The sequence below is a fragment of the Bosea vaviloviae genome, assembly GCF_001741865.1.
Lineage (GTDB): Bacteria > Pseudomonadota > Alphaproteobacteria > Rhizobiales > Beijerinckiaceae > Allobosea > Allobosea vaviloviae.
This window is the reverse complement of the sequence record NZ_CP017147.1, coordinates 3,003,473-3,023,716: the sequence shown is the minus strand read 5'-3', so window position 1 is coordinate 3,023,716 and position 20,244 is coordinate 3,003,473. Positions and strand designations below refer to the sequence as shown.

Genomic DNA, 20,244 nt, shown 5'->3' with positions numbered 1-20,244 from the left:
TCGTCATGGAGCCGTTCGCGGCCACCCAATCGGCGCTCAGGCCGCCCTGGCTCCGGAGGCTGCCGCCTCCTTGAACACCGCCTCACAGCGGGCGAGCCCCCAGTCGAGCTCGGCGCGCGTGATGGTCAGAGGCGGGGCGAAGCGGATGACGGTTTCATGCGTCTCCTTGGTCAGCACCCCGGCCGCGGCCAGGGTTTTGACCAGCGCCTTGGCGGACGCGACCCTGGGATCGATCTCGACGCCGACCCAAAGGCCGAGGCCGCGCACGGAGCGGGCCAGGCGGCCAGTCATCGCCTCGAGCCGCGCCTTCATATAGGCGCCCTGCTCGGCCGAGCGCTCGACCAGGCGCTCCTCCTCGATCACGATCAAGGCCTCCAGCCCGATCGCGGCGGCGAGCGCATTGCCCCCGAAAGTCGAGCCATGCGAGCCGGGCTCGAACAGGCTCATCACCGCCCGCGAGGCAAGGAAGGCCGAGACGGGGTAGACCCCGCCGCCCAGCGCCTTGCCGACGATCAGCCCGTCAGCGCGGATGCCCTCATGCTGATGCGCGAACCAACGCCCGGTGCGGCCGAGCCCCGACTGGACCTCGTCGAGGATGAGCAGGACATTGTGCCGGTCGCAGAGCGCACGCAGCGCCCGCAGATAGCCGGGCGGCGGCACGACGATGCCGGCCTCGCCCTGGATCGGCTCGATCAGGATCGCAGCGGTGTTGGGCGTGATCGCGTCCGCTATCGCCGCCTCATCGCCGAAGGGCACGGTGACGAAGCCCGGCGCGAACGGACCAAAACCGTCGCGATAGCTCTCCTCCGAGGAGAAGCCGACGATGGTCGTGGTGCGGCCGTGGAAGTTGCCGGCCGCGACGATGATCTCGGCTGCACCGTCTGGAATGCGCTTGACGCGATGGCCCCAGCGCCGCGCCGCCTTGATCGCGGTCTCGACGGCCTCCGCGCCGGTGTTCATCGGCAGCGCCATCTCCTGCCCGGAGACCGCGCAGAGCTTGGCCAGGAACGGGCCGAGCGGCTCGGTGTGGAAGGCGCGGCTGGTGACCGCGAGCTTGCGCGCCTGTTCGGAGAGCACCTTCAGGATGCGCGGATGGCCATGACCGAGGCTGACGGCGGAGTAGCCGCTCATCATGTCGAGGCGGCGCACGCCGGCGGTATCGGTCAGCCAGACGCCCTCGCCATGAGAGAGCATGATCGGCAGCGGCGCATAATTCTGCGCGCAGACGGCCTGTTCCCGGTCGATGGCGTTCATGACGGCTCTCCCTTGCAAGCCCCGAGGATAGGCCCGCAGGAGCAGCCGAACATGCCCGGGAAGCAGGGGGGATGCAGCCGAATCTGTCGTTCACGCGACAGAACCGGGTGGCCAGGCTCGCCGCCACGCCGCGACAAGGCTATAGCCGTGCCGGCGACCCGCCTCCTGCCCAGCCGCGAGACCTTTACCGTGAGACCCTGCCCGTGATCCCCTGGACCCTGATCGACAGCGCGAAATTGCCCGGCCAGGGCGAGCTCAGGCTGAAACGGCGCGGCAGCGAGTTCTCGATCATGCTCGGCACGAACGAATTGATGAACAGCCGGCTCAGCGGCTCCGAGGAAGCGCTCGCCACGCTTGCCTGCGCAACGTTGCGAGAAGCGCCGCAGCCCCAGGTCCTGATCGGCGGGCTCGGCATGGGCTTCACGCTGCGCGCCGCGCTTGAGGTTCTGGGCCCCGGAGCCAGGGTCGAGCTGGCCGAACTGGTGCCCGAGGTCGTCGCCTGGGCGAAGGGGCCGATGGCGGAGGTCTTCGCGGGCTGTCTCGACGATCCCCGCGTCAGCGTGACGGTCACTGATGTCGGCGCTGCGATCGCCGCCGCGCCGGCGCGCTACGACGCCATCCTGCTCGATGTCGACAATGGCCCGGAAGGGCTGACCATACCGGCCAATGACGGGCTCTACAGCGATGCGGGCCTGCATGTCGCGCGCCAGGCCTTACGCCCCGGCGGCGTGCTCGCCGTCTGGTCGCAAGGGCCGGACCGCCGCTTCACGCAAAGGCTGCGGCAAGCAGGTTTCTCGGTCGAGGAGAAGATGGTGCGGGCCCATAAGGGCCGCAGCGGCGCACGGCATGTGATCTGGCTGGCGGCGCGGCGCTGATCCAGAATCCGTCATAGACCGTCATTCTCGGGCTTGTCCCACGACTGTCCGGTTCGCCGCGAGCGCCCGATTGAAAAGCTCCGTTCGTTGAAAGCTTTCCAGCGAGCGGGAACGAATGAGACAGGCGCGGGGAACCCCTCTCCCGGATGGGAGAAGGGTTCCCCGCGCCCTTCATCCGGCGCTTCGCGTCACCTTCGCCCGCCAGGGGAGAGCCGTGCAGGATCCGCCTAGGGGCCAAAACCCCAACCGGACAGCAGTAGGTCAAGCCCGACCATGACGCGCTTCGGATTCCGGGTCTTCGCGGTGTTTCCAAACGCTCTCAACCCTTGTGCCCGAGCGCGGCGATGATGTCGGCGCTGCTGCGGATGCGCGAAACGCGCGGCAGCGTCTTCGTCAGGGCGAATTCATGCATCTCGGCGCCCAGCGAGGTCGATGCGTCCTCCGCGACGATGACGGCGTAACCATGCTGCCAGCCATCCCGCGCCGTCGATTCGACCCCGAAATTGGTGGCGATACCGCCGATCACGATGCTGCTGACGCCACGCCGCCGCAGTTGCAGGTCGAGCTCGGTGCCGAAGAACGCGCTCCATTGGCGCTTGACGATACTGACCGTGGCTGGAAGCGCGGCGATCTCGGGCGCCAGTTCCGACCAGCCGGGAGGAGGCCCGCCAGCCGGCAATTGCATGGGCATGTCGACAGCCTGCGCGAGCCGGTCGCCGCCGTCCTGCGAGAATGCGATCGTCACGGTCACGATCGGCGCTCCGGCGGCCAGGAAGGCTTGTCCGAGCCGCTGCGTCGCCGCGATGAGCGTGGCGCGGTCATAGGGCGCCAGCGGCATGGCGAGCGTGCCGTTCTGGACATCGATGAGAATGAGGGCGGTTTTGCCAGGGTCGAGATGAAAGGTCATGGTGGTCTCCGGAAGCCGGGGCGTCGCGCCGGGCAGATTCGGGCCAGTTGCAGGCTTGAGCCAGGCGGCGCTCGTCAATATGAGACAATCCTCACATTTAAGATTTATGAGAATGGACTCACAAAAGTCAAGCGCAGGCGCGAGCAAGACTGCCAAGATCACCAAGACGCCCAGCCGCGGCCGCGGCGTGCAGCGCGTCTCGACCCTGCTCGACGCCGCATCCGCCGTGTTCGCGGAGGCTGGGTACGAGGCCGCGACCACGGCCGAGATCGCGCGGCGCGCCAAGGCCTCGATCGGCTCGCTCTATCAGTTTTTCCCGACCAAGGAGCATCTGGCGGCGGCGCTGCACGCCCGCCATCTCGACAGCCTTGCCGCGGTCTTCGACAGTCTCGCTGCCGAGGCGCAAGGTGCGGCTAGCGAGCCAGGCGCCGCCAGCGAACAAGGCGCGGCGAGCGAGCGGATCATCGACGACTTGTTCCAGCGCCTGCTGGTCTATCTCGAGGCCAATCCGGCCTTCCTCGTACTGGGCGAGCGCCGCAGCCTCGATCCGGCGGTCAAGAAGCAGGCGCGGGCGCGGCTGCGCGGCCGCATTGCCGGCCTGCTGCAGACGATCGCGCCGCCGGTGCCGCGCGAACGGCTCGCGCCCCTGGCCGCGCTGATCCTGCACATGATCCGCATGGCGGCGATGCTGCGCGCCGACGATGATCTCGCCATTCGTGACCCTGCGGTCGCAGAGCTGCGCGAGATGCTGCGGCGGCATCTCGCCGCGACGCAGGCGAGGGCGTGATTGGCAGGCTCGCTCGCACCGGCGGCGCAAGCGACAAAGGCACCGCCCTGTCGGCTTGCGGCGCTCATTCCAGCCCGCAGAGCCCCTCGCATGAATTGAGCGACAGCGCCGCGACGAAATCCTTCAGCGGCGCCTGCGCGGTGGGAGCGAGCGCCGGGAGCGCGGACTGGACTGTTGCGACGAGTGCGAGGCGGTCGCCGCGCGTCGTTCCCTTGGCCAGCGCGGCAGCATTCTCGGCAAGGCCATTTACAAGGACGAGCTGATTCTCCGGGGTCAAGCCAGGGCTGCGGAGCGCAAGCGTTGCCGCGTTGACGATCTCCAGGAGGCCCAGGCGCATCGTGCGCAGCCCCTGGCGGCGCGCATCGTTCATCTCCTCCGGCTTCAGCCGCGTGATGAAATCGGCCACGGCGGGCATTGCAGCGGCAATGACCTTGATCAGGAAGGCGTGCGAACGGGTGATCTCATCCTGGAAGATCATCGCATTGCGCGCAGTGTCTGGCTGCCGGGCCGGATCGGCGGAGAACAGCGCATAGGTCTTCATAACCTGGGTTTCCTTCCCCAGGATGTCGAGCAGCAGGGGAATGTCGTTCGATGCATAAGGTGGTCGGCCGAGGATGGCTGGGGCGTTCCACAACGCAGCCAGCACCTTGGCGTCCGCGGGATCGCTCCAGCGCGGCAGGGTCCCGCTCGCCCGTCTCTGGCGCGTCAGCGCGTCCATGGCGGAAAAAGCCGCATTCAACTGGGCCGGCCCCGATGCCGGCACCTCCGCCAACGCCTTCCAGCCGGGCGCGCCCAGCAGCGAGGCGAACACCAAGAGTTTGATAGGGTAAGCCAATTTCGCTCTCATCGCGCCTCTCATCATCTCATCTCGCTCCGTCGCGCAGGCACGGCCGGTGCAGCGTTAGACCAACGGCCTTTGAGACCGATTTATGGCTGAGGCTCCACCGTCATTCCGGGACGTGGCGCAGCCATGGGCCCGGAACCCAGAACCGATGTGCGTCCTCGTGAAGCGAACCGACTACCCCTTCTCAAGCAGCGGCATCGGTTCTGGGTTCCGGGCTCGATCCTTCGGATCGCCCCGGAATGACGGCGTGTTTCCCTGCCAAGACAGAAAGCTCCAGCGCCTTGTTCTGACGCGTCGTCTTGATGCGAGCCGGCGTCGACCTCGCGCGAAAGCAAGCTACTCCTCGCCCAGCGGATAGCCCTCGAACTCCTTCAGCGCCTTGAGCGCGAAGCTGGTGGCGATCCTGGCCACGCCGAGCTGCGCGTCGGCGAGCCAGGCGCCGGTCAATTCTTCATAATCGGCCAGCGAGCCCGCGACGATGCGGGCGAGATAGTCGGCCTCGCCGCTGACGACCTGAACCTCGATCACGTCGGGACAGCTCTTCAGCACCTTCTCGACGCGCTCGCGCCGACCGACCGAGTGGTCGCGCAAAGAGATCTGCGCGAAGGCGACGATGGCGTGGCCGGCAAGCTCGGGCGCGAGACGCGCGCCATAGCCCCGGATCAGGCCGGACGCCTCCAGCTTGCGCACGCGCTCGAGGCAGGGCCGGGCGGAGAGCCCGACCCGCTCGGAGAGGGCCTGGTTGGTGATGCGCCCCTCCCCGCGCAGGACCGCGACGATCCGGCGGTCGATCGCGTCGAGCGTCAGCGTCTTGCGCTTCACGGCCTGCCCTTGCCCAGAGCGCGGGCTTCCGCGATCAGGCACAATTCGGTGAAGAGCACCTGCGCCGCGCATTGGGCCGTGTTGGAGGTCGCATCATATTGCGGCGCGACCTCGACCACGTCGGCCGCGACGATGTTTGAGCCCTTCAGCCCGCGCAGGATGGCGAGCGCCTCGCGCGGGGTGAGTCCGCCGACCTCGGGCGTGCCGGTGCCCGGCGCAAACGCCGGATCGAGCGAATCGACATCGAAGGAGACGTAAGTCGGCCCGTCGCCGATGACGGCAAGCGCCTTGGCGATGACCGCGTCGAGCCCGAGCGCGTCGACTTCATCGGCATGGATCACGGTCATGCCGCTCTCATAGGAAAACTCCCAGAGGTACTCGGCCCCGCCGCGGATGCCGATCTGGATCACGCGGCTGGGATCGAGCACACCGTCGAGCACCGCCTGCCGGAACGGGCCGCCATGGTGGAATTTCGAGCCCTCATAGGGTCCCGACGTGTCGCAATGGGCGTCGATATGGACCATGCCGACCGGGCGCTTCTCGCCGACCGCCCGCATGATCGGATAGGTGATCGAATGATCGCCGCCGACCGCGAGCGGCGAGACGCCGGCTGCGACGATGGTCTTGAAGGTCGCCTCGATGTCCTCATGGCAGCTTTCGAGCGAATAGCGCGAGCGGAACGGCACGTCGCCGATATCGGCCACTTTCAGCATGCCGAAGGGGGCCGTGCCCAGGACATGGTCCATCGGGCCCATGCGCTCGATGGCGCGCACGGCGCGGGGCCCAAGCCGCGTGCCGGCGCGGTTGGTGACGCCGAGATCCATCGGCAGGCCGATGATCGCGACATCGAGGCCACCGAGATCGGGCAGGCTCAACGCATCGGGCCTATAGGGCGCGCTGATGAAGGTCGCGACGTCGGAGAAGGGCCATTTGCGCCTGTCGCCCTTGAACTGGTCGGCAGCGACCTTGGCGAAGCGCGGATCGTGGATATCGGCCCCGCTCGCGCCGGCATAGCGCGCCCTCAGGCTGGCTAGCTTGTCCTGGTCCAATTTGTCCTGGTCCATCTTGCGCGCCTTTCGCAATTTCATCCGCCTGAGATCGCGCGGAGGTTGACCGCATGCGAGAAAAGTTTCATGCGCTCCCGGCGCAGCCGTGCCATGTTCCAGGCGCAATTGTCGAGCCCACAGGATTGCTCGACGGTTACGGGATGTTTGGGGAGATGTGCGAGAAAAACGTGCAAGTATAAGGCCGCACATAAGAGCGCGTTGCACCAAAGAACAATGCGCCCGGCCTTGATGATTGCTGCCGCCAGCCATCATTGTCCTGAAACACCGCAGGATGGGAGCAAACCCGTCTGCGCATCATTTTGCTGAAATCCCGGAGGAAATGTCCCAATGAAGCGTCGTCAATTCATCCAGACCGCCACTGCCGGCGCCGCCGCCGCGGCGGTCGCCATGCCGGCCGTCGCACAGTCCAACCCCGAAGTGAAATGGCGCCTGGCGTCGAGCTTCCCGAAGTCGCTCGACACGATCTATGGCGGCGCCGAGGTCATGGCCAAGATGGTCTCCGACCTGACCGACGGCAAATTCCAGATCCAGGTCTTCGCCGCCGGCGAAATCGTGCCCGCGCTGCAGGCCGCCGACGCCGTGACCAACAACACCGTCGAGATGTGCCACACGGTGTCGTACTACTATGTCGGCAAGGATCCGACCTTCGCGATCGCGGCCTCGGTGCCGTTCGGCCTCAATGCGCGGGGCCAGAACGCCTGGCTGTACCAGGGCGGCGGCAACGAGCTGTTCAACGAGTTCTACAAGAAGTTCAATATCTACGGCCTGCCCTGCGGCAACACCGGCGCGCAGATGGGCGGCTGGTTCCGCAAGGAGATCAAGACCGTCGCCGATATGCAGGGCATCAAGATGCGCATCGGCGGCATCGCCGGGCAGGTGCTGCAGAAGCTTGGCGTGGTGCCGCAGCAGATCGGTGGCGGCGACATCTATCCGGCGCTGGAAAAGGGCACGATCGACGGCGCCGAATGGGTCGGCCCCTATGACGACGAGAAGCTCGGCTTCGCCAAGGTCGCGCCGTACTATTATTATCCGGGCTTCTGGGAAGGCGGACCGACCGTCCACGCCTTCGTCAATCTCGAAAAATGGAACGCGCTGCCCAAAGCCTACCAGGCCGCGCTGACCGCCGCCTGCACCTATGCCAACACCCAGATGGCGGCGAAATACGACGTGCAGAATCCAGCCGCGCTGAAGCGCCTTGTCGGTGCCGGCACGCAATTGCGGCCGTTCTCCCAGGAGATCCTGGAAGCCTGTCTCAAGGCCTCGAACGAGCTCTATGCCGAGATCTCGGCGAAGAACCCCGACTTCAAGAAAGCGATCGAATCGATGGCCGCTTTCCGCGGAGACCATTATCTCTGGTGGCAGGTCGCGGAACTGACCTTCGACGTTTTCCAGGTGCGCACGCGCTCCCGCTGAGGCCAGCGTCGCGCTCCGGCGCGGCGTTCCTGCTTGGCGATGGCCGCGCTCCAGCCCGGCCTTTCCGACGTCGACGACGATTCACCCTTAAAGCCCGGCAGGTTGCCGGGCTTTTTTCATGTTCCTTGATCGCGCCGACGCGTGGATTGGCCCTGCCCTGCCGGAAATGCAGAGTCTTGCGCGCAAAGGTAGTGGATTTTAAAGCAGCCATGTCATTTTTGCATGCTCGCCATGCTTTTTCGCTTGCACTAGCGAAAAGACCTGCTTTGTTTGTGGGAACGCGAAGACTGGACCAACCCGGCACGCGCACCGTCTTTGAGGGAGGACAAGTCCAGATGAAGCGTCGCTATTTTCTGAAGGCTGCAGGAGCCGGCGCAGCCGCCGGCGTGATCGCGAGCCCGGCCATCGCGCAAGCGATGCCCGAGGTGAAGTGGCGCGTCACCTCATCCTTCCCGAAATCGCTCGATACGATCTACGGCGCTTCGGAAATCCTGGCCAAGGCCGTCTCCGAGGCAACCGACGGCAAGTTCCAGATCCAGGTCTTCTCCGCCGGCGAGATCGTGCCCGGGCTGCAGGCCGCCGACGCCGTCACCAACGGTACCGTCGAGATGTGCCACACCGCGTCCTATTACTATGTCGGCAAGGATCCGACCTACGCCTTCGGCACCGCCGTGCCCTTCGGCCTCAACGCCCGCCAGCAGAACGCCTGGTTCTACCATGGCGGCGGCATGGAGCTGCTCAACGAGTTCTACAAGAAGGCCAACATCTACGCGCTGCCCGGCGGCAATACCGGCTGCCAGATGGGCGGTTGGTTCCGCAAGGAGATCAAGACCGTCGCCGACATGCAGGGCGTCAAGATGCGCATCGGCGGCTTCGCCGGGCAGGTGATGAGCAAGCTCGGCGTGGTGCCGCAGCAGATCGCCGGCGGCGACATCTATCCGGCGCTGGAAAAGGGCACGATCGACGCGGCCGAATGGGTCGGCCCCGCCGATGACGAGAAGCTCGGCTTCAACAAGGTCGCGCCATTTTATTACTATCCGGGCTGGTGGGAGGGCGGCGCGGCGCTGCATTTCTTCATCAACACGGCGAAATGGGACGCCTTGCCGAAGGTCTACAAATCGATCCTGACCACGGCTGCGGCACTCGCCAATATCGACATGCAGGCCAAATACGACGCGCGCAACCCGGCCGCGCTGAAGCGGCTCGTCGGTGCGGGCGCGCAGTTGCGGCCCTTCTCCCAGGAGATCCTGGAAGCCTGCCTCAAGGCCTCGAAGGAGGTCTATGCCGAGACCTCGGCCAAGAACGCAGATTTCAAGAAGATCTACGAGGCGATGTCCGCCTTCCGCGGCGACCAGTATCTCTGGTTCCAGATCGCCGAATATTCCTATGACAATTTCCTGATCCGCGCGCGCGCGGCCAATCAGCTCTGAAGAGAGCGACCGGCCAGTTTTCTGGCCAACTCGATGCCTGTCGAACCCCGGTCGCAAGGCCGGGGTTTTTCCTTGGACGCCGGCTTGGAAACTCCGCGTGCCCTCATCCTGAGGAGCCGCATAAGCGGCGTCTCGAAGGATGGTTCAGAAGGGCGCTGGAGCCCTGTCCATAACGCCCAAGCCGTCATTGCGAGCGCAGCGAAGCAATCCGGGGAGGCGTAGAGCGAGCCCTCCTGGATTGCTTCGTCGCTCACGCTCCTCGCAATGACGGGGTGGGCGGCCAGGGCTCACATGTCCAAACTGTCTCGCCCAAGGCCCGCGGCCATGGCTTCGCCGGAATTCTGTCGTTACCATCGTCGCATGGCGCATTCGAAGGTCCCGACCGTGCTGATCCGATTCCTTACATTCGCGACGCTCGCGGTCGCGGCTGGTCCCGCCATGGCGCAGGTCATCGGCGAGCCGATTCCCGGGCAAAGCAAGACGACCACCAAGGCGACGCCCTGGAAACCCGCCACGACCGCCCGCCCCTGCCCCGAATACGGCCCGGGCTTCGTGCGCATGGAAGGCAGCACGGCCTGCGTGCGTCTCGGCGGCTCGGTCGCCGTCGAATACGGCGTCCGCACGGGTGGCCGGACCGGCTCGGCGGCACAGGCCGGCGTGCGTCTCGAAACCCGCGACCAGACGACCCTGGGCCCGGTCAGCACCGTCATCCAGGCCAGGGGCCGCGTCGACCGCGGGCTCGACGGCTACACTTACGGCTATCGCTGAGCTGGCGGGGACACCGACGCATCCTGCTCTATTACCAGCGGCCTTTGACGCTGACTTATGGCTGAGACTCCGCCGTCATTCCGGGGCGATCCGAAGGATCGAGCCCGGAACCCAGAACCGATGCCGCTGCTTGAGAAGGCACTGGGAGCCGGCTCGCTTCACGACGACACACAGCGGTTCTGGGTTCCGGGCCCATATTCTTTCGCGTCATTGGCTGACGCCATGTCCCGGAATGACGGCGGAGACTAACGCCAGCGCTCAGCGCTGAAGGCCGTCAGTATAACTCTTAGAGACCAGCCGCGCGATCTCGGCGCGCAGGACCGGCACCAGTTCCGCCTCGAACCAGGGGTTGCGCGTCAGCCAGGCATTGTTGCGCCAGGAGGGATGCGGCAAAGGCAGCACGCGCGGCATGACCGGCCGCTCCAGGATCTCGCGCCAGCTCGCCATCGTCTGGGACAGCGTGGCACCCTGGCTCGGCCCCAGATGCCAGGCCTGGGCATAGCGACCGATCGCCAGCACCAGCTCGATCTCCGGCAGCGCCGCGAGGACTAGGCTGCGCCAATGCGGCGCGCATTCGCGGCGCGGCGGACGGTCGCCGCCCTTGGCGTCGAGACCGGGGAAGCAATGTCCCATCGGCACGATCGCGACCCTCTCCTCATCGTAGAAGACGGCCTCGTCGAGCCCGAGCCAGTTGCGCAAGCGAACGCCGGAGGGATCGGTGAAGGGCCTGCCGCTGGCATGGACGCGCGTGCCCGGCGCTTGCCCGGCGATGCAGAGCCGCGCCGTCGCGCTCGCCTGGATGACCGGGCGCGGCTCATGCGGCAAAGGCGGTGGATAAAGCGGCGCGTCGCGGCAGATCCGGCAGGCGCGCAGATCCCGCAGCACCGCGTCGAGCGGCTCCGCCAGGCTCACCGTCGCGCCAAGTGTCACCGTCGCGCCACGTGGGACCGGCCGGGCGCGCGCGAAATCAGCCCGTCGCAGGTCCATTGCGCGGCCCCGGCACTGAAGCCATGCGGATCCCCGGGCTCGATGGTGGCGACGCCGTTGATGCGCCCGCTCGACCGGCTGCGCAGCACATAGAGCCGGCCGCTCAGCTCCACCGTGAAGCAATAGGTCCGGCGCGTCTCGGTCGGTCCATAATAGTAGCAGACCGCATCCGCCGTGGTGATCCAGCAGGCATCCGTATTGGCGACATTGCGATTGTGGCCGCTGGCGCGGCCATCGGGGTGGTGGAACTCGCTGAAGGGCAGGTTGTTGTTGGAATAGCGGCCGCTCACCGTATTGCCCTCGAAGGCCTTGCGGATGGCGTCGCCGCTCAGGCGCTCGGCGGCATGGCCGACGGCACCGGCTGGAATCGACAAGGCCACAGCCAGGACAGCGCAGGCGAGCCGCCGCATCATCGGGACGCGAACCTGCGCCGCGACATCGGCAGGGCCGGCGCGCGCGAGATCAACCCGTCGCAATACCAGGGCGCGCCATTGTCGCTGTGCTTGCGCGGATTGCCGAGTTCGACCGTCGCAAAGGCATTGATCTGGCCGTTGGAGACGTTGCGCAGCACATAGAGCTTCTCGGTGGCCTCGACCGTGAAGCAATGCACCGTGCGGTCGGTCGGCGGGCCGTAATAATAGCAGACCTGATCCTCCTTGGTGATCCAGCAGGCGTCCTTGTTGGGCTGCCAGCCATTATGGCCAAGCGCGCGGCCATCCGTGTCATGATATTCGGTGAAGAAGCCGCCATTGGTATAGCGGCCGCTGACCGTGTTGCCCTCGAAGGCGCGCTTGATCGCCTCGCCGCTCAGTCGCTCGGCGGCGGAAACCGGTGATACCAGCGCCAGAGATGCCAGCGCCAATGTTGCCAGCGCCAACCCTGCCAACCCCGAGACGACAATCGCGCGCATTCAGGCCTTCCAACTCGGGCGAGCCGAGATTTCGGCGTGCCAGCGGCGGATATGGACGAAATCCTCGGGCAGCGAAATACGCGAGGGCTTCATGAAATCGATCGCGATGCCGGCCGTGATGTCCGCCACGGTCAGGTTTTCACCGCAGACGAAGCGGTTGCCGGCAAGCTGGAGCTCGAGGATCCAGAGATGGTCCTCGATCTGCTCGCGATTGGCCTCGGCCCATTCGGGAACTTGCTCTTCCAGCTCCGCCATGGAGGGGTGGCTGTGGCGGAAGACGGCGGAGACGCTGTTGAACAGGCCGAGCTCGACCCGGCGATTCCACATCTCGGCCAGCGCCTGCTGCTTCGGATCGACCCCGAACAGCGGCGGTTGCGGGTGGAGGCTCTCGATATAGCGGCAGATCGCAATGGTCTCGGCGAGCGCGGTGCCGTCGTCGAGTTCGAGCACCGGCAGCCGCTGCAGCGGGTTGAGGCGCGTGAAGCTTTCGCTTCTATGCTCCCTCTTGGCGATATCCACCGGCACCAGCTCGGGCAGGGCTATGCCCTTCTCGGCGAAGAAGATCCGCACCCGCCGTGGATTGGGCGCCCGCCCGCCATCATAGAGCTTCATCGAAGACCCCTCCCTTTTGCGGGCCGACCCGACCATGGCGAGGCCTTAGCGGTCAACAGGATGACGCCATTTCATGATCGATGTTTGGCGATGGCGATCATGGGCGACGCGTGAAAGCGGGCCTCGGCTTTTTGTTTTGACGGATTTTCTTCACGCGAACCGGTATCCACTTCGCTCGAAAACGCGCTGGCGCGCATTCTGTGACAAGCGCTTTCTGCACGGCCCGCTCATGCGCATGCTGCATATAAAATTACGCGCATTGCCTCACTACAAGCGTTGACATCACACGCATCGGTTGTTTTTAATGGTCATTATTGGACGACTTTCTGTGTTCCGCACAATTTTATCGGATACACTGAGGTACAATGCCGAGAAGTTTTATGGATACACCGCAAGTTATCTGTAGTTCTGGCTAGTATATCCAATTCTACGTATTTTAAATTCGTAGTCCCGCAATTTTTCGCGGACTTCGTCTTGTCGATTTCAGCCGCGCCGGAGCCAAGTATGCGTGTTCGCAATCTGATGGGACATTGGCTGACCGGCCCGCTGCGCAGCGGCGCCAGAGGCTTTCGCAACCTCCTGGTCGGCGTGGGACTGATCGTGGCGCTCAGCATTTTGAATGCGCCGCCATCCCGCGCCGAGCATTGGGAGACTTATCTCAGCGGGGGTGTAATCCTCTCGGGCAGCGACGGCTGTTCACTGGGTATTGCGCAGGCCAAGGCGATCCATGGCAACGACGCCAACTTGTTTACTGGCTGCGAGCAATTCAACGGCTACATCAGCGCGCATTTTTACCTGACCTATTCCCCTGGGCTTGGCTATATCGGCTATCGAGGTGGGGGAGCCGATCTGGTTTGCGATGCACCTGAAATTCGCATCGACGACAGTTGCAAACGCCCCATTCCTGAAAACGAACGGCAATGTCGCGGCAACCCGATCGATGGTCTCAGTGGCTTCAAGCGCGAGGAGTATGTCGATTTCTCCTTTGGCGGGAGCGACGATTTTCGGCTTGAGCGCTTCTATTCGCAGAATGGCATCCGGCGGCTGAAATCATCACGCTTTGGCGCCTTGGGCCGCGGCTGGAGGTCGAATTTCGAAGCAGTTTTCAGGTTCAGCGGGAGCCAGGCCAACGCCAACATCACGTTTCCCGACGGCCAGGAGCTGGTTTTCTACAACACGTCCGGCGACATCTGGAGCCCAGCTTATGTGGACTCGTCGGGAACGTTTTTTTCCGCCGGTCGCAAGGGTGTCCGGGAAAGTTTGTCCAAAACCGGGACGCAGTTTGAGCTGACCACTGCGGATGGCGTCATTTATGTCTTCGATGGCACCAGCGGACGGTTACTTAGCATCCGCAGGATCGGCGGCTATGTTCAGACGCTGGTCTATGACGCTGCTGGGGTGAACACGGGCGTGACGGATAATCGCGGCCGGGCGATGAGTTTCGTCTATGACGCCCAGGCGCATCTCAGCGAGGTGAAGGTCAACGGCGCAACGGTGGTCAGATACGAGTATCTGGCGCGCACGGACACGGCTTTGCTGGCGCCCTATTATCCCGGCGGCGTGCCCGCTGACGTGGCGAAGGGCACGGTGGTTCTGGAGAAGGTGATCTTCCCGCCGCAGAACAACGAGACCATCACCTATCACTATGAGGATACGAACAATAAATTCGCGCTGACCGGCACGACCGACGAGCGCGGCATTCGCTACGCGACCTGGGGCTATGATGCGCAGGGGCGCGCGACCTCCAGCGTCCATGCCGGCAGCGTCGATCAGTACAGCTTCAGCTATGGCTCGGGCACGACGACGGTCACCAATCCGCTCGGCAAGCAGGAGGTGATCACCTATTCGACCACGAGCCAGGGCAACAAGCTGGTCTCCTCGCTGGTCGGGCAGCCCTCGACCAACTGCCCTCTGTCGAACACGACCCGCAGCTATGATGCGAACGACTTCATGGCCTCGGTGACGGATGCCGAAGGGCGGGTGACAACCTATGTCAACGACACGATCGGCCAGCCGACCTCGATCACACGGGGCTCGGGAACCGCTTCGGCTGCAACCTCGACCATCACCTGGAACGCGACCTGGCGTGTGCCCTCCCAGGTTGTCGACCCCGGCCTGACGACGGACTATGTCTGGAACGCGTCGGGTCAATTGACCTCGCGGACGTTGACGGACACGACGACGCAGACGGTGCCGTACGCGACCGGCGGGCAGATGCGGGTCTGGGCGTATACTTACGGGACGACAGGCTTGCTCGCTTCGGTGGACGGGCCGCTGGCGGGAACGGGCGACACGGTCTCCTACACCTACGACGCGCAGGGCTTCGTTCAGACGGTCACGAACGAGCTCGGGCAGGTCACGACGGTCGACACGGTCAATGACCGGGGCCAGCCGACGCTGGTGACCGATGCCAATGGGGTGAAGACGGCGCTGGGCTATGACGGGCGCGGCCGCCTCCTGACGGTGACCGCGGATTCGACCGGCTCCGCCGCGGTCACGACGATCGTCTATGACGGCGCCGGCCAGGTCACCAAGATCACGCAGGCCGATAGCAGCTGGCAGTCCTTCAGCTATGACGATGCGCGCCGGCTGACGACGGTGACGAACAATGCGGGCGAGACCACCAATTATGTCCGCGACGCGATGGGCGGGGCGACCTCGATCACGCGCAAGAAGGCCGATGCGAGCACGAGCTTCGCGCGCACGCAGACCTTTGACGAGCTTGGCCGGCTCCTGCGCGCGATCGGCGCGGGCAGCAGCACCTGGCAGTTCGGCTATGACCGGACGGACAATCTGGTCGCGGTGACCGATCCGCGCTCGAACCTGTACAATTACGGCTTTGACGCGCTGAACCGATTGATCAGCGAGACGGATGAGGAGAGCCAGAAGGTCGAGGTGACGCGCAACGGCGTCGATGTCATCACCTCCTACAAGGATGCCCGCAACGTCACCACGGCTTATGTGCGCAACGGTTTTGGCGAGGTGATCCAGGCAGCTTCTCCCGATAGCGGCACGGTTGTCTACCAGCGCGACGCGCGCGGCCTGATCACGCAGAAGACCGATGGCCGCGGCGTGGTGATGAACCAGGCTTTCGACAATGCCGGGCGCATCACCGCGCGCTCCTTCCCGTCAGCGACGGGGCTGAACGTGACCTGGAGCTATGACGACGTCACCGGCGGCAACAAGGGCAAGGGCCGCTTGACCGGGATGAGCGACGCCTCCGGCACGACGGCTTGGGTTTATGACGCGCGCGGCAACGTCACCTCGGAAACCCGGGTCATCGCCGGCAAGAGCTATGTCGTTGCTTACGCCTACAACCTCGCCGACAAGGTGACGCAGATCACCTATCCCTCGGGCCGCATCGTCGCTGTCGTCCGCGACGCGACGGGCCGGGTCGGCGGCGTCACGACGAAGCAAAACGCGGCGGCGGCGAGCGCGGTGCTGGCGTCGGGCGTCGCCTACCAGCCTTTTGGGGACCTGCAGTCGCTGAGCTATGGCAACGGCTTGAGCCTGTGGCGCACCTTCACCGCCGACGACCAGCTCAACCTGCTCCTGGTCGAGAACACGGCGACCAGCGTGGCGACGATCAAGCGCTTCCATGACCGCACCGATAATGGCCTGAACCTGACCAATATCTACAATTACGACGACGTCTCGCCGCCGCCGCATCAGGGCTTCTATTATTCGCCGGCGCGGCGCCTGCAGAACGCGACGGGTGTGTGGGGCGATCTGACCTATTATTATGGCGCGGGCGGCAACCGGACGCATGAGATCCTGACGCAGGGCGCCACCACGACGACGAAGGTGACGGGCTATGAGGCGACCTCGAACCGGATCGTGCAGGTCGAGACGAATGGAACGGTGACGCGGACCTTCGGCCATGACGGGGCGGGCAACCTCATCACCGACACGCAAGGCGCCTCGGCCTGGAGCTTCACGCACAACGCGGCGGGTCGTTTGTCGCAGGCGAGCGTGGGCGGCAGCGTCAAGGGCGCCTACACCTATGACGGGCTGGAGCGGCTGGCGATCCGGGCTGTGACCAACACGACGCCGTCTGGCACGACGCATCTGATCTACGACACCGCCGGCCATCTCCTGGCTGAGGCGAATGCGGCCTCTGGCGCGACGATCCGGGAATATGTCTGGCTCGAGGTCGACGACCTCGGCTCCGACACAGGCCCAACGCAGCGTCCCGCCAACGACAACGCGGCGTCAGGCCCCTCCGGCAAGCTCGGCTCGGCCGAGAACGACAACGACCCGTCAGCCCGCGCGCAACTGCCTTCGCTGAACGGGCCCAGGCGCGGCATTGCCCAACGCGCGATCCCGCTGGCGGTGGTGGCCGATGTCGATACGGCGACACCGACGACCTTGTTCGTCCATGCCGACCATCTCGACCGGCCGGTCCGGATGACCAATGCCAGCCAGGCCCTGGTCTGGGACGCCGTCTACAAGCCCTATGGCGAGGTCGTCTCGATCACCGGCGCTGCCACGCTCGACGCCCGCTTCCCCGGACAATGGTTCCAGCTCGAGACCGGCCTGCACTATAACTGGCACCGCCATTACGACCCAACAACAGGACGATACCTCCAGACCGACCCCCTCGGTAACGTCGATGGCCCGAGCGTCTATGCTTACGCAAGCGGATCGCCAATGATGCTGACCGATCGCGAGGGGTTAGCGAGTAGTAGTGGAGCCCTGCGGTGTACAGGCGGCGACTGCCGCAGTGGAGGATCACGTGGTATGAGCGGGACGCATTGTATCGGCGACAGAATTGTCTGCAGACCATGCGCCGTAAAGATTCTCGGTATAGAGGATGATTCCGGATCAGATCAAGTCAAGATTCTAGCGCCGTATCTGATAGGAAAATAAAATGTCGAACAGTCAAAGAAAATTACTTGATAGAATTGTTGTTGGCGACATATTTCACGCTAAAACAAGCAATGACGCCAGTTTGATTTGTTTGGTAACTGGGCTTAATGAAAAATATATTGAGTCCAGAACTGTCACAAATCAGAAATATGTCCAGATTGACAGAACAACTGGCCTTGGAAAAATGGGGACTGGATCTGTCGATTGCTTCGTAGATTCTTTAGCGCCGCTCCCGGTGGCCATTTACAATGAGATGTTGGGACTCGATCGGAAGTTTCGTTTGGCACAAAATGAAGATGATTTAAAATTGACAGACTCCGAAAAGAACGCGCTTCTGTTTATATATTCGTTCTATGCAGAAAGGCCGCTTTAAGTTACTATTATCGGCATGTTGGCGGCGGGCGGCTTTGCACGAGATCGATCGGGTGATGGCTATGAGGCGACCTCGAACCGGATCGTGCAGGTTACGACGGATGGAACGGTGACGCGGACCTTCGGCCATGACGGGGCGGGCAACATCGCAACCGATACGCGCGGCAGCGCGGCCTGGACCTTCACGCACAACGCGGCGGGGCGTCTGTCGCAGGCGAGCGTGGGTGGAACGCTGAAGGGCGCCTACACCTATGACGGGCTGGAGCGGCTGGCGATCCGGGCGGTGACCAACACGACGCCGTCTGGCACGACGCATCTGATCTACGACACCGCCGGCCATCTCCTGGCGGAGGCGAATGCGGCCTCTGGCGCGACGATCCGGGAATATGTCTGGCTCGAGGTCGACGACCTCGGCTCCGACACAGGCCCGACCTCGCGGCCGGCCAACGACAATGCGGCGTCGGGCTCCAAGCTCGGCTCGGCTGAGAACGACAATGACCCGTCAGCGCGCACGCAGCTGCCTTCGCTGAACGGGCCCAGGCGCGGCATTGCCCAGCGCGCGGTCCCGCTGGCGGTGGTGGCCGATGTCGACACCGCCAGCCCGACGACCTTGTTCGTCCATGCCGACCATCTCGACCGGCCGGTCCGGATGACCAATGCCAGCCAGGCCCTGGTCTGGGACGCCGTCTACAAGCCCTATGGCGAGGTCGTCTCGATCACCGGTGCAGCCACGCTCGACGCCCGCTTCCCCGGCCAGTGGTTCCAGCTTGAGACCGGCCTGCACTACAACTGGCACCGCACATACGACCCAACAACAGGACGATACCTCCAGACCGACCCGCTCGGTAACGTCGATGGGCCTTCCGTCTATGCATACGCCAGCGGATCGCCAATGATGTGGACCGATCAAGAGGGGCTATTCGTGCTGCCTGTACTTGCTGCGACGCCTGCCGGCGCGGTCGCTGTTGGCGCAGTAGCGGGATTAGGTGCGCTGGCGGCCAAGCAGATCATCGACTTCTGCATGGGTAAAGGTGAACGTAATTATGCTGGCAGCATTTATGGTACCAAAAACCCCTTCAAGCACATGCGCCCCGATCCAAGCGACCCAAATAAAGTTATCGTAAAAGATCCTCAAACGGGCAAGCAAATCAGCAAGCAGAAACCCCCTGGATTCGATGAATCTAGAGATAAAAAGTAGAGATAAAAATGGCTGACTTGATACATCTTAATTTCCCGAATCCTCTTCTTGGTCGCTGGAGATCGGAGGATGATGATGCCCGATCTGAGTATGTCATATCGATGTCAGGCGGGACTCTGAAAATTAAGGGATTCGACCACGTTGACGGTGAAGAGTATGTTATATCGAACATAAAGCACTCTGAGAATGAGGTGGAATTTGATACATTTATGGAGTCAACTGGCAGATCTGGCCATTTGAAGCTTGTGAATTTGAGACGACCGGGAGTCGCTCAGATGATTTTTACATTCACGGAATCGTCCATTGCTAGAAAGGTTGATTGACTATAATTTTACAGAATTATTTGTTTTGATCTATTCTAATCTCCATTGCGTTGTCGCGGAGCTGGACGACAGACCCGTTTGGGTCGCACTCGCAGCCCTCCTTGCCTAGGCCTGCTGGTCCGATCTCGCTGGGCTCGTGCCGCCCAATTGGCTCACCCCCTCATGCTCCCGACATGGCTTGCGTAGTCCCTCGCGGCCATGACGGGGCGGGCAACATCGTCACCGATACGCAAGGCGCGTCGGCCTGGCGTTTTTCGCACAACGCAGCAGGCCGGCCTCTGGAGCGACGATCCGGGAGTATGTCTGGCTCGAGGTCGACGACCTCGGCTCCGACACAGGCCCAACGCAGCGTCCCGCCAACGACAACGCGGCGTCAGGCCCCTCCGGCAAGCTCGGCTCGGCCGAGAACGACAACGACCCGTCAGCCCGCGCGCAACTGCCTTCGCTGAACGGGCCCAGGCGCGGCATTGCCCAACGCGCGATCCCGCTGGCGGTGGTGGCCGATGTCGATACGGCGACACCGACGACCTTGTTCGTCCATGCCGACCATCTCGACCGGCCGGTCCGAATGACCAATGCCAGCCAGGCCCTGGTCTGGGACGCCGTCTACAAGCCCTATGGCGAGGTCGTCTCGATCACCGGCGCCGCCACGCTCGACGCCCGCTTCCCCGGGCAATGGTTCCAGCTCGAGACCGGCCTGCACTATAACTGGCACCGTACCTACGACCCAACCACCGGGCGATACCTCCAGACCGACCCGCTCGGTAACGTCGATGGCCCTTCCGTCTATGCTTAACGGATCGCCG

General features: G+C 64.0%; 18 protein-coding genes. 9 read left to right on the top strand and 9 right to left on the bottom strand.

Going from position 1 to position 20,244, the window contains the following annotated elements:
• Nucleotides 1-36: 36 nt before the first annotated feature.
• Nucleotides 37-1,254 (bottom strand): ornithine--oxo-acid transaminase, encoded by a 1,218-nt coding sequence (rocD, locus tag BHK69_RS13890; RefSeq protein WP_069690615.1) that lies wholly within the window; start codon nt 1,252-1,254, stop codon nt 37-39.
• A gap of 203 nt (nt 1,255-1,457) precedes the next feature.
• Between rocD and BHK69_RS13885 the strand changes: the two genes are divergently transcribed.
• On the top strand, nt 1,458-2,129 hold the full coding sequence (locus tag BHK69_RS13885) for a spermidine synthase (RefSeq protein ID WP_069693646.1): 672 nt from the start codon (nt 1,458-1,460) through the stop codon (nt 2,127-2,129).
• A 319-nt stretch (nt 2,130-2,448) separates the two neighbouring features.
• Here the strand turns inward: BHK69_RS13885 and BHK69_RS13880 are convergent, their stop codons facing one another.
• Nucleotides 2,449-3,036, bottom strand: a complete 588-nt coding sequence (locus BHK69_RS13880; RefSeq protein ID WP_069693645.1) for an isochorismatase family protein — start codon at nt 3,034-3,036, stop codon at nt 2,449-2,451.
• 112 nt (nt 3,037-3,148) lie between these two features.
• On the opposite strand from BHK69_RS13880, the gene BHK69_RS13875 reads away from it, so the two are divergent.
• Nucleotides 3,149-3,823: a TetR/AcrR family transcriptional regulator gene (locus BHK69_RS13875; protein ID WP_069690614.1), complete on the top strand. Its 675-nt coding sequence runs from the start codon at nt 3,149-3,151 to the stop codon at nt 3,821-3,823.
• Between the two features lie 64 nt (nt 3,824-3,887).
• Here BHK69_RS13875 and BHK69_RS13870 read toward each other — a convergent pair whose 3' ends face one another.
• The 3 genes from BHK69_RS13870 to speB all read right to left on the bottom strand — a co-directional run bounded on the left by BHK69_RS13870 (nt 3,888) and on the right by speB (nt 6,553).
• Nucleotides 3,888-4,658, bottom strand: coding sequence for a hypothetical protein (locus BHK69_RS13870; RefSeq protein WP_148663413.1), 771 nt, complete (start codon nt 4,656-4,658; stop codon nt 3,888-3,890).
• A 345-nt stretch (nt 4,659-5,003) separates the two neighbouring features.
• Nucleotides 5,004-5,489 carry an Lrp/AsnC family transcriptional regulator gene (locus BHK69_RS13865; protein ID WP_069690613.1) on the bottom strand — a complete coding sequence of 162 codons (486 nt, stop codon included), beginning with the start codon at nt 5,487-5,489 and terminating at the stop codon, nt 5,004-5,006.
• The gene (gene speB, locus BHK69_RS13860) at nt 5,486-6,553 is read right to left on the bottom strand and encodes an agmatinase (protein ID WP_069693643.1); all 1,068 of its coding nucleotides are present in this window, start codon (nt 6,551-6,553) and stop codon (nt 5,486-5,488) included. The genes BHK69_RS13865 and speB overlap by 4 nt, the downstream gene beginning before the upstream one ends.
• A gap of 330 nt (nt 6,554-6,883) precedes the next feature.
• Here speB and BHK69_RS13855 point away from each other — a divergent pair, with 330 nt between their 5' ends.
• From BHK69_RS13855 to BHK69_RS13845, 3 genes are all read left to right on the top strand, one after another.
• Nucleotides 6,884-7,969: a TRAP transporter substrate-binding protein gene (locus tag BHK69_RS13855; RefSeq protein WP_069690612.1), complete on the top strand. Its 1,086-nt coding sequence runs from the start codon at nt 6,884-6,886 to the stop codon at nt 7,967-7,969.
• Between the two features lie 335 nt (nt 7,970-8,304).
• Complete coding sequence (locus BHK69_RS13850; RefSeq protein ID WP_069690611.1) at nt 8,305-9,399, top strand: TRAP transporter substrate-binding protein; 1,095 nt, start codon at nt 8,305-8,307, stop codon at nt 9,397-9,399.
• Between the two features lie 360 nt (nt 9,400-9,759).
• The gene (locus tag BHK69_RS13845) at nt 9,760-10,167 is read left to right on the top strand and encodes a porin family protein (RefSeq protein WP_069690610.1); all 408 of its coding nucleotides are present in this window, start codon (nt 9,760-9,762) and stop codon (nt 10,165-10,167) included.
• A 258-nt stretch (nt 10,168-10,425) separates the two neighbouring features.
• On the opposite strand, the gene BHK69_RS13840 is transcribed toward BHK69_RS13845, so the two are convergent.
• From BHK69_RS13840 to BHK69_RS13825, 4 genes are read right to left on the bottom strand one after another with little or no spacing between them, the layout of a single operon-like run.
• Nucleotides 10,426-11,079, bottom strand: coding sequence for a uracil-DNA glycosylase family protein (locus tag BHK69_RS13840; RefSeq protein ID WP_425285568.1), 654 nt, complete (start codon nt 11,077-11,079; stop codon nt 10,426-10,428).
• Between the two features lie 14 nt (nt 11,080-11,093).
• On the bottom strand, nt 11,094-11,567 hold the full coding sequence (locus tag BHK69_RS32010; RefSeq protein WP_069690609.1) for a hypothetical protein: 474 nt from the start codon (nt 11,565-11,567) through the stop codon (nt 11,094-11,096).
• Nucleotides 11,564-12,064, bottom strand: coding sequence for a hypothetical protein (locus tag BHK69_RS13830; RefSeq protein WP_069690608.1), 501 nt, complete (start codon nt 12,062-12,064; stop codon nt 11,564-11,566). Before BHK69_RS13830 ends, BHK69_RS32010 begins: the two co-directional genes overlap by 4 nt.
• Nucleotides 12,065-12,676: a glutathione S-transferase family protein gene (locus BHK69_RS13825; protein WP_069693641.1), complete on the bottom strand. Its 612-nt coding sequence runs from the start codon at nt 12,674-12,676 to the stop codon at nt 12,065-12,067.
• Between the two features lie 504 nt (nt 12,677-13,180).
• Here BHK69_RS13825 and BHK69_RS13820 point away from each other — a divergent pair.
• The 4 genes from BHK69_RS13820 to BHK69_RS13810 all read left to right on the top strand — a co-directional run bounded on the left by BHK69_RS13820 (nt 13,181) and on the right by BHK69_RS13810 (nt 20,234).
• On the top strand, nt 13,181-17,545 hold the full coding sequence (locus BHK69_RS13820) for an RHS repeat-associated core domain-containing protein (RefSeq protein WP_069690607.1): 4,365 nt from the start codon (nt 13,181-13,183) through the stop codon (nt 17,543-17,545).
• 1 nt (nt 17,546) lies between these two features.
• Nucleotides 17,547-17,918 carry a hypothetical protein gene (locus BHK69_RS32005; RefSeq protein ID WP_148663410.1) on the top strand — a complete coding sequence of 124 codons (372 nt, stop codon included), beginning with the start codon at nt 17,547-17,549 and terminating at the stop codon, nt 17,916-17,918.
• A gap of 108 nt (nt 17,919-18,026) precedes the next feature.
• Entirely contained in the window at nt 18,027-19,115 is a 1,089-nt protein-coding gene (locus tag BHK69_RS13815; RefSeq protein ID WP_158516207.1) for an RHS repeat-associated core domain-containing protein, read from the top strand.
• Nucleotides 19,116-19,934: 819 nt separating this feature from the next.
• Nucleotides 19,935-20,234, top strand: coding sequence for an RHS repeat-associated core domain-containing protein (locus BHK69_RS13810; protein WP_148663409.1), 300 nt, complete (start codon nt 19,935-19,937; stop codon nt 20,232-20,234).
• Nucleotides 20,235-20,244 lie beyond the last annotated feature (10 nt).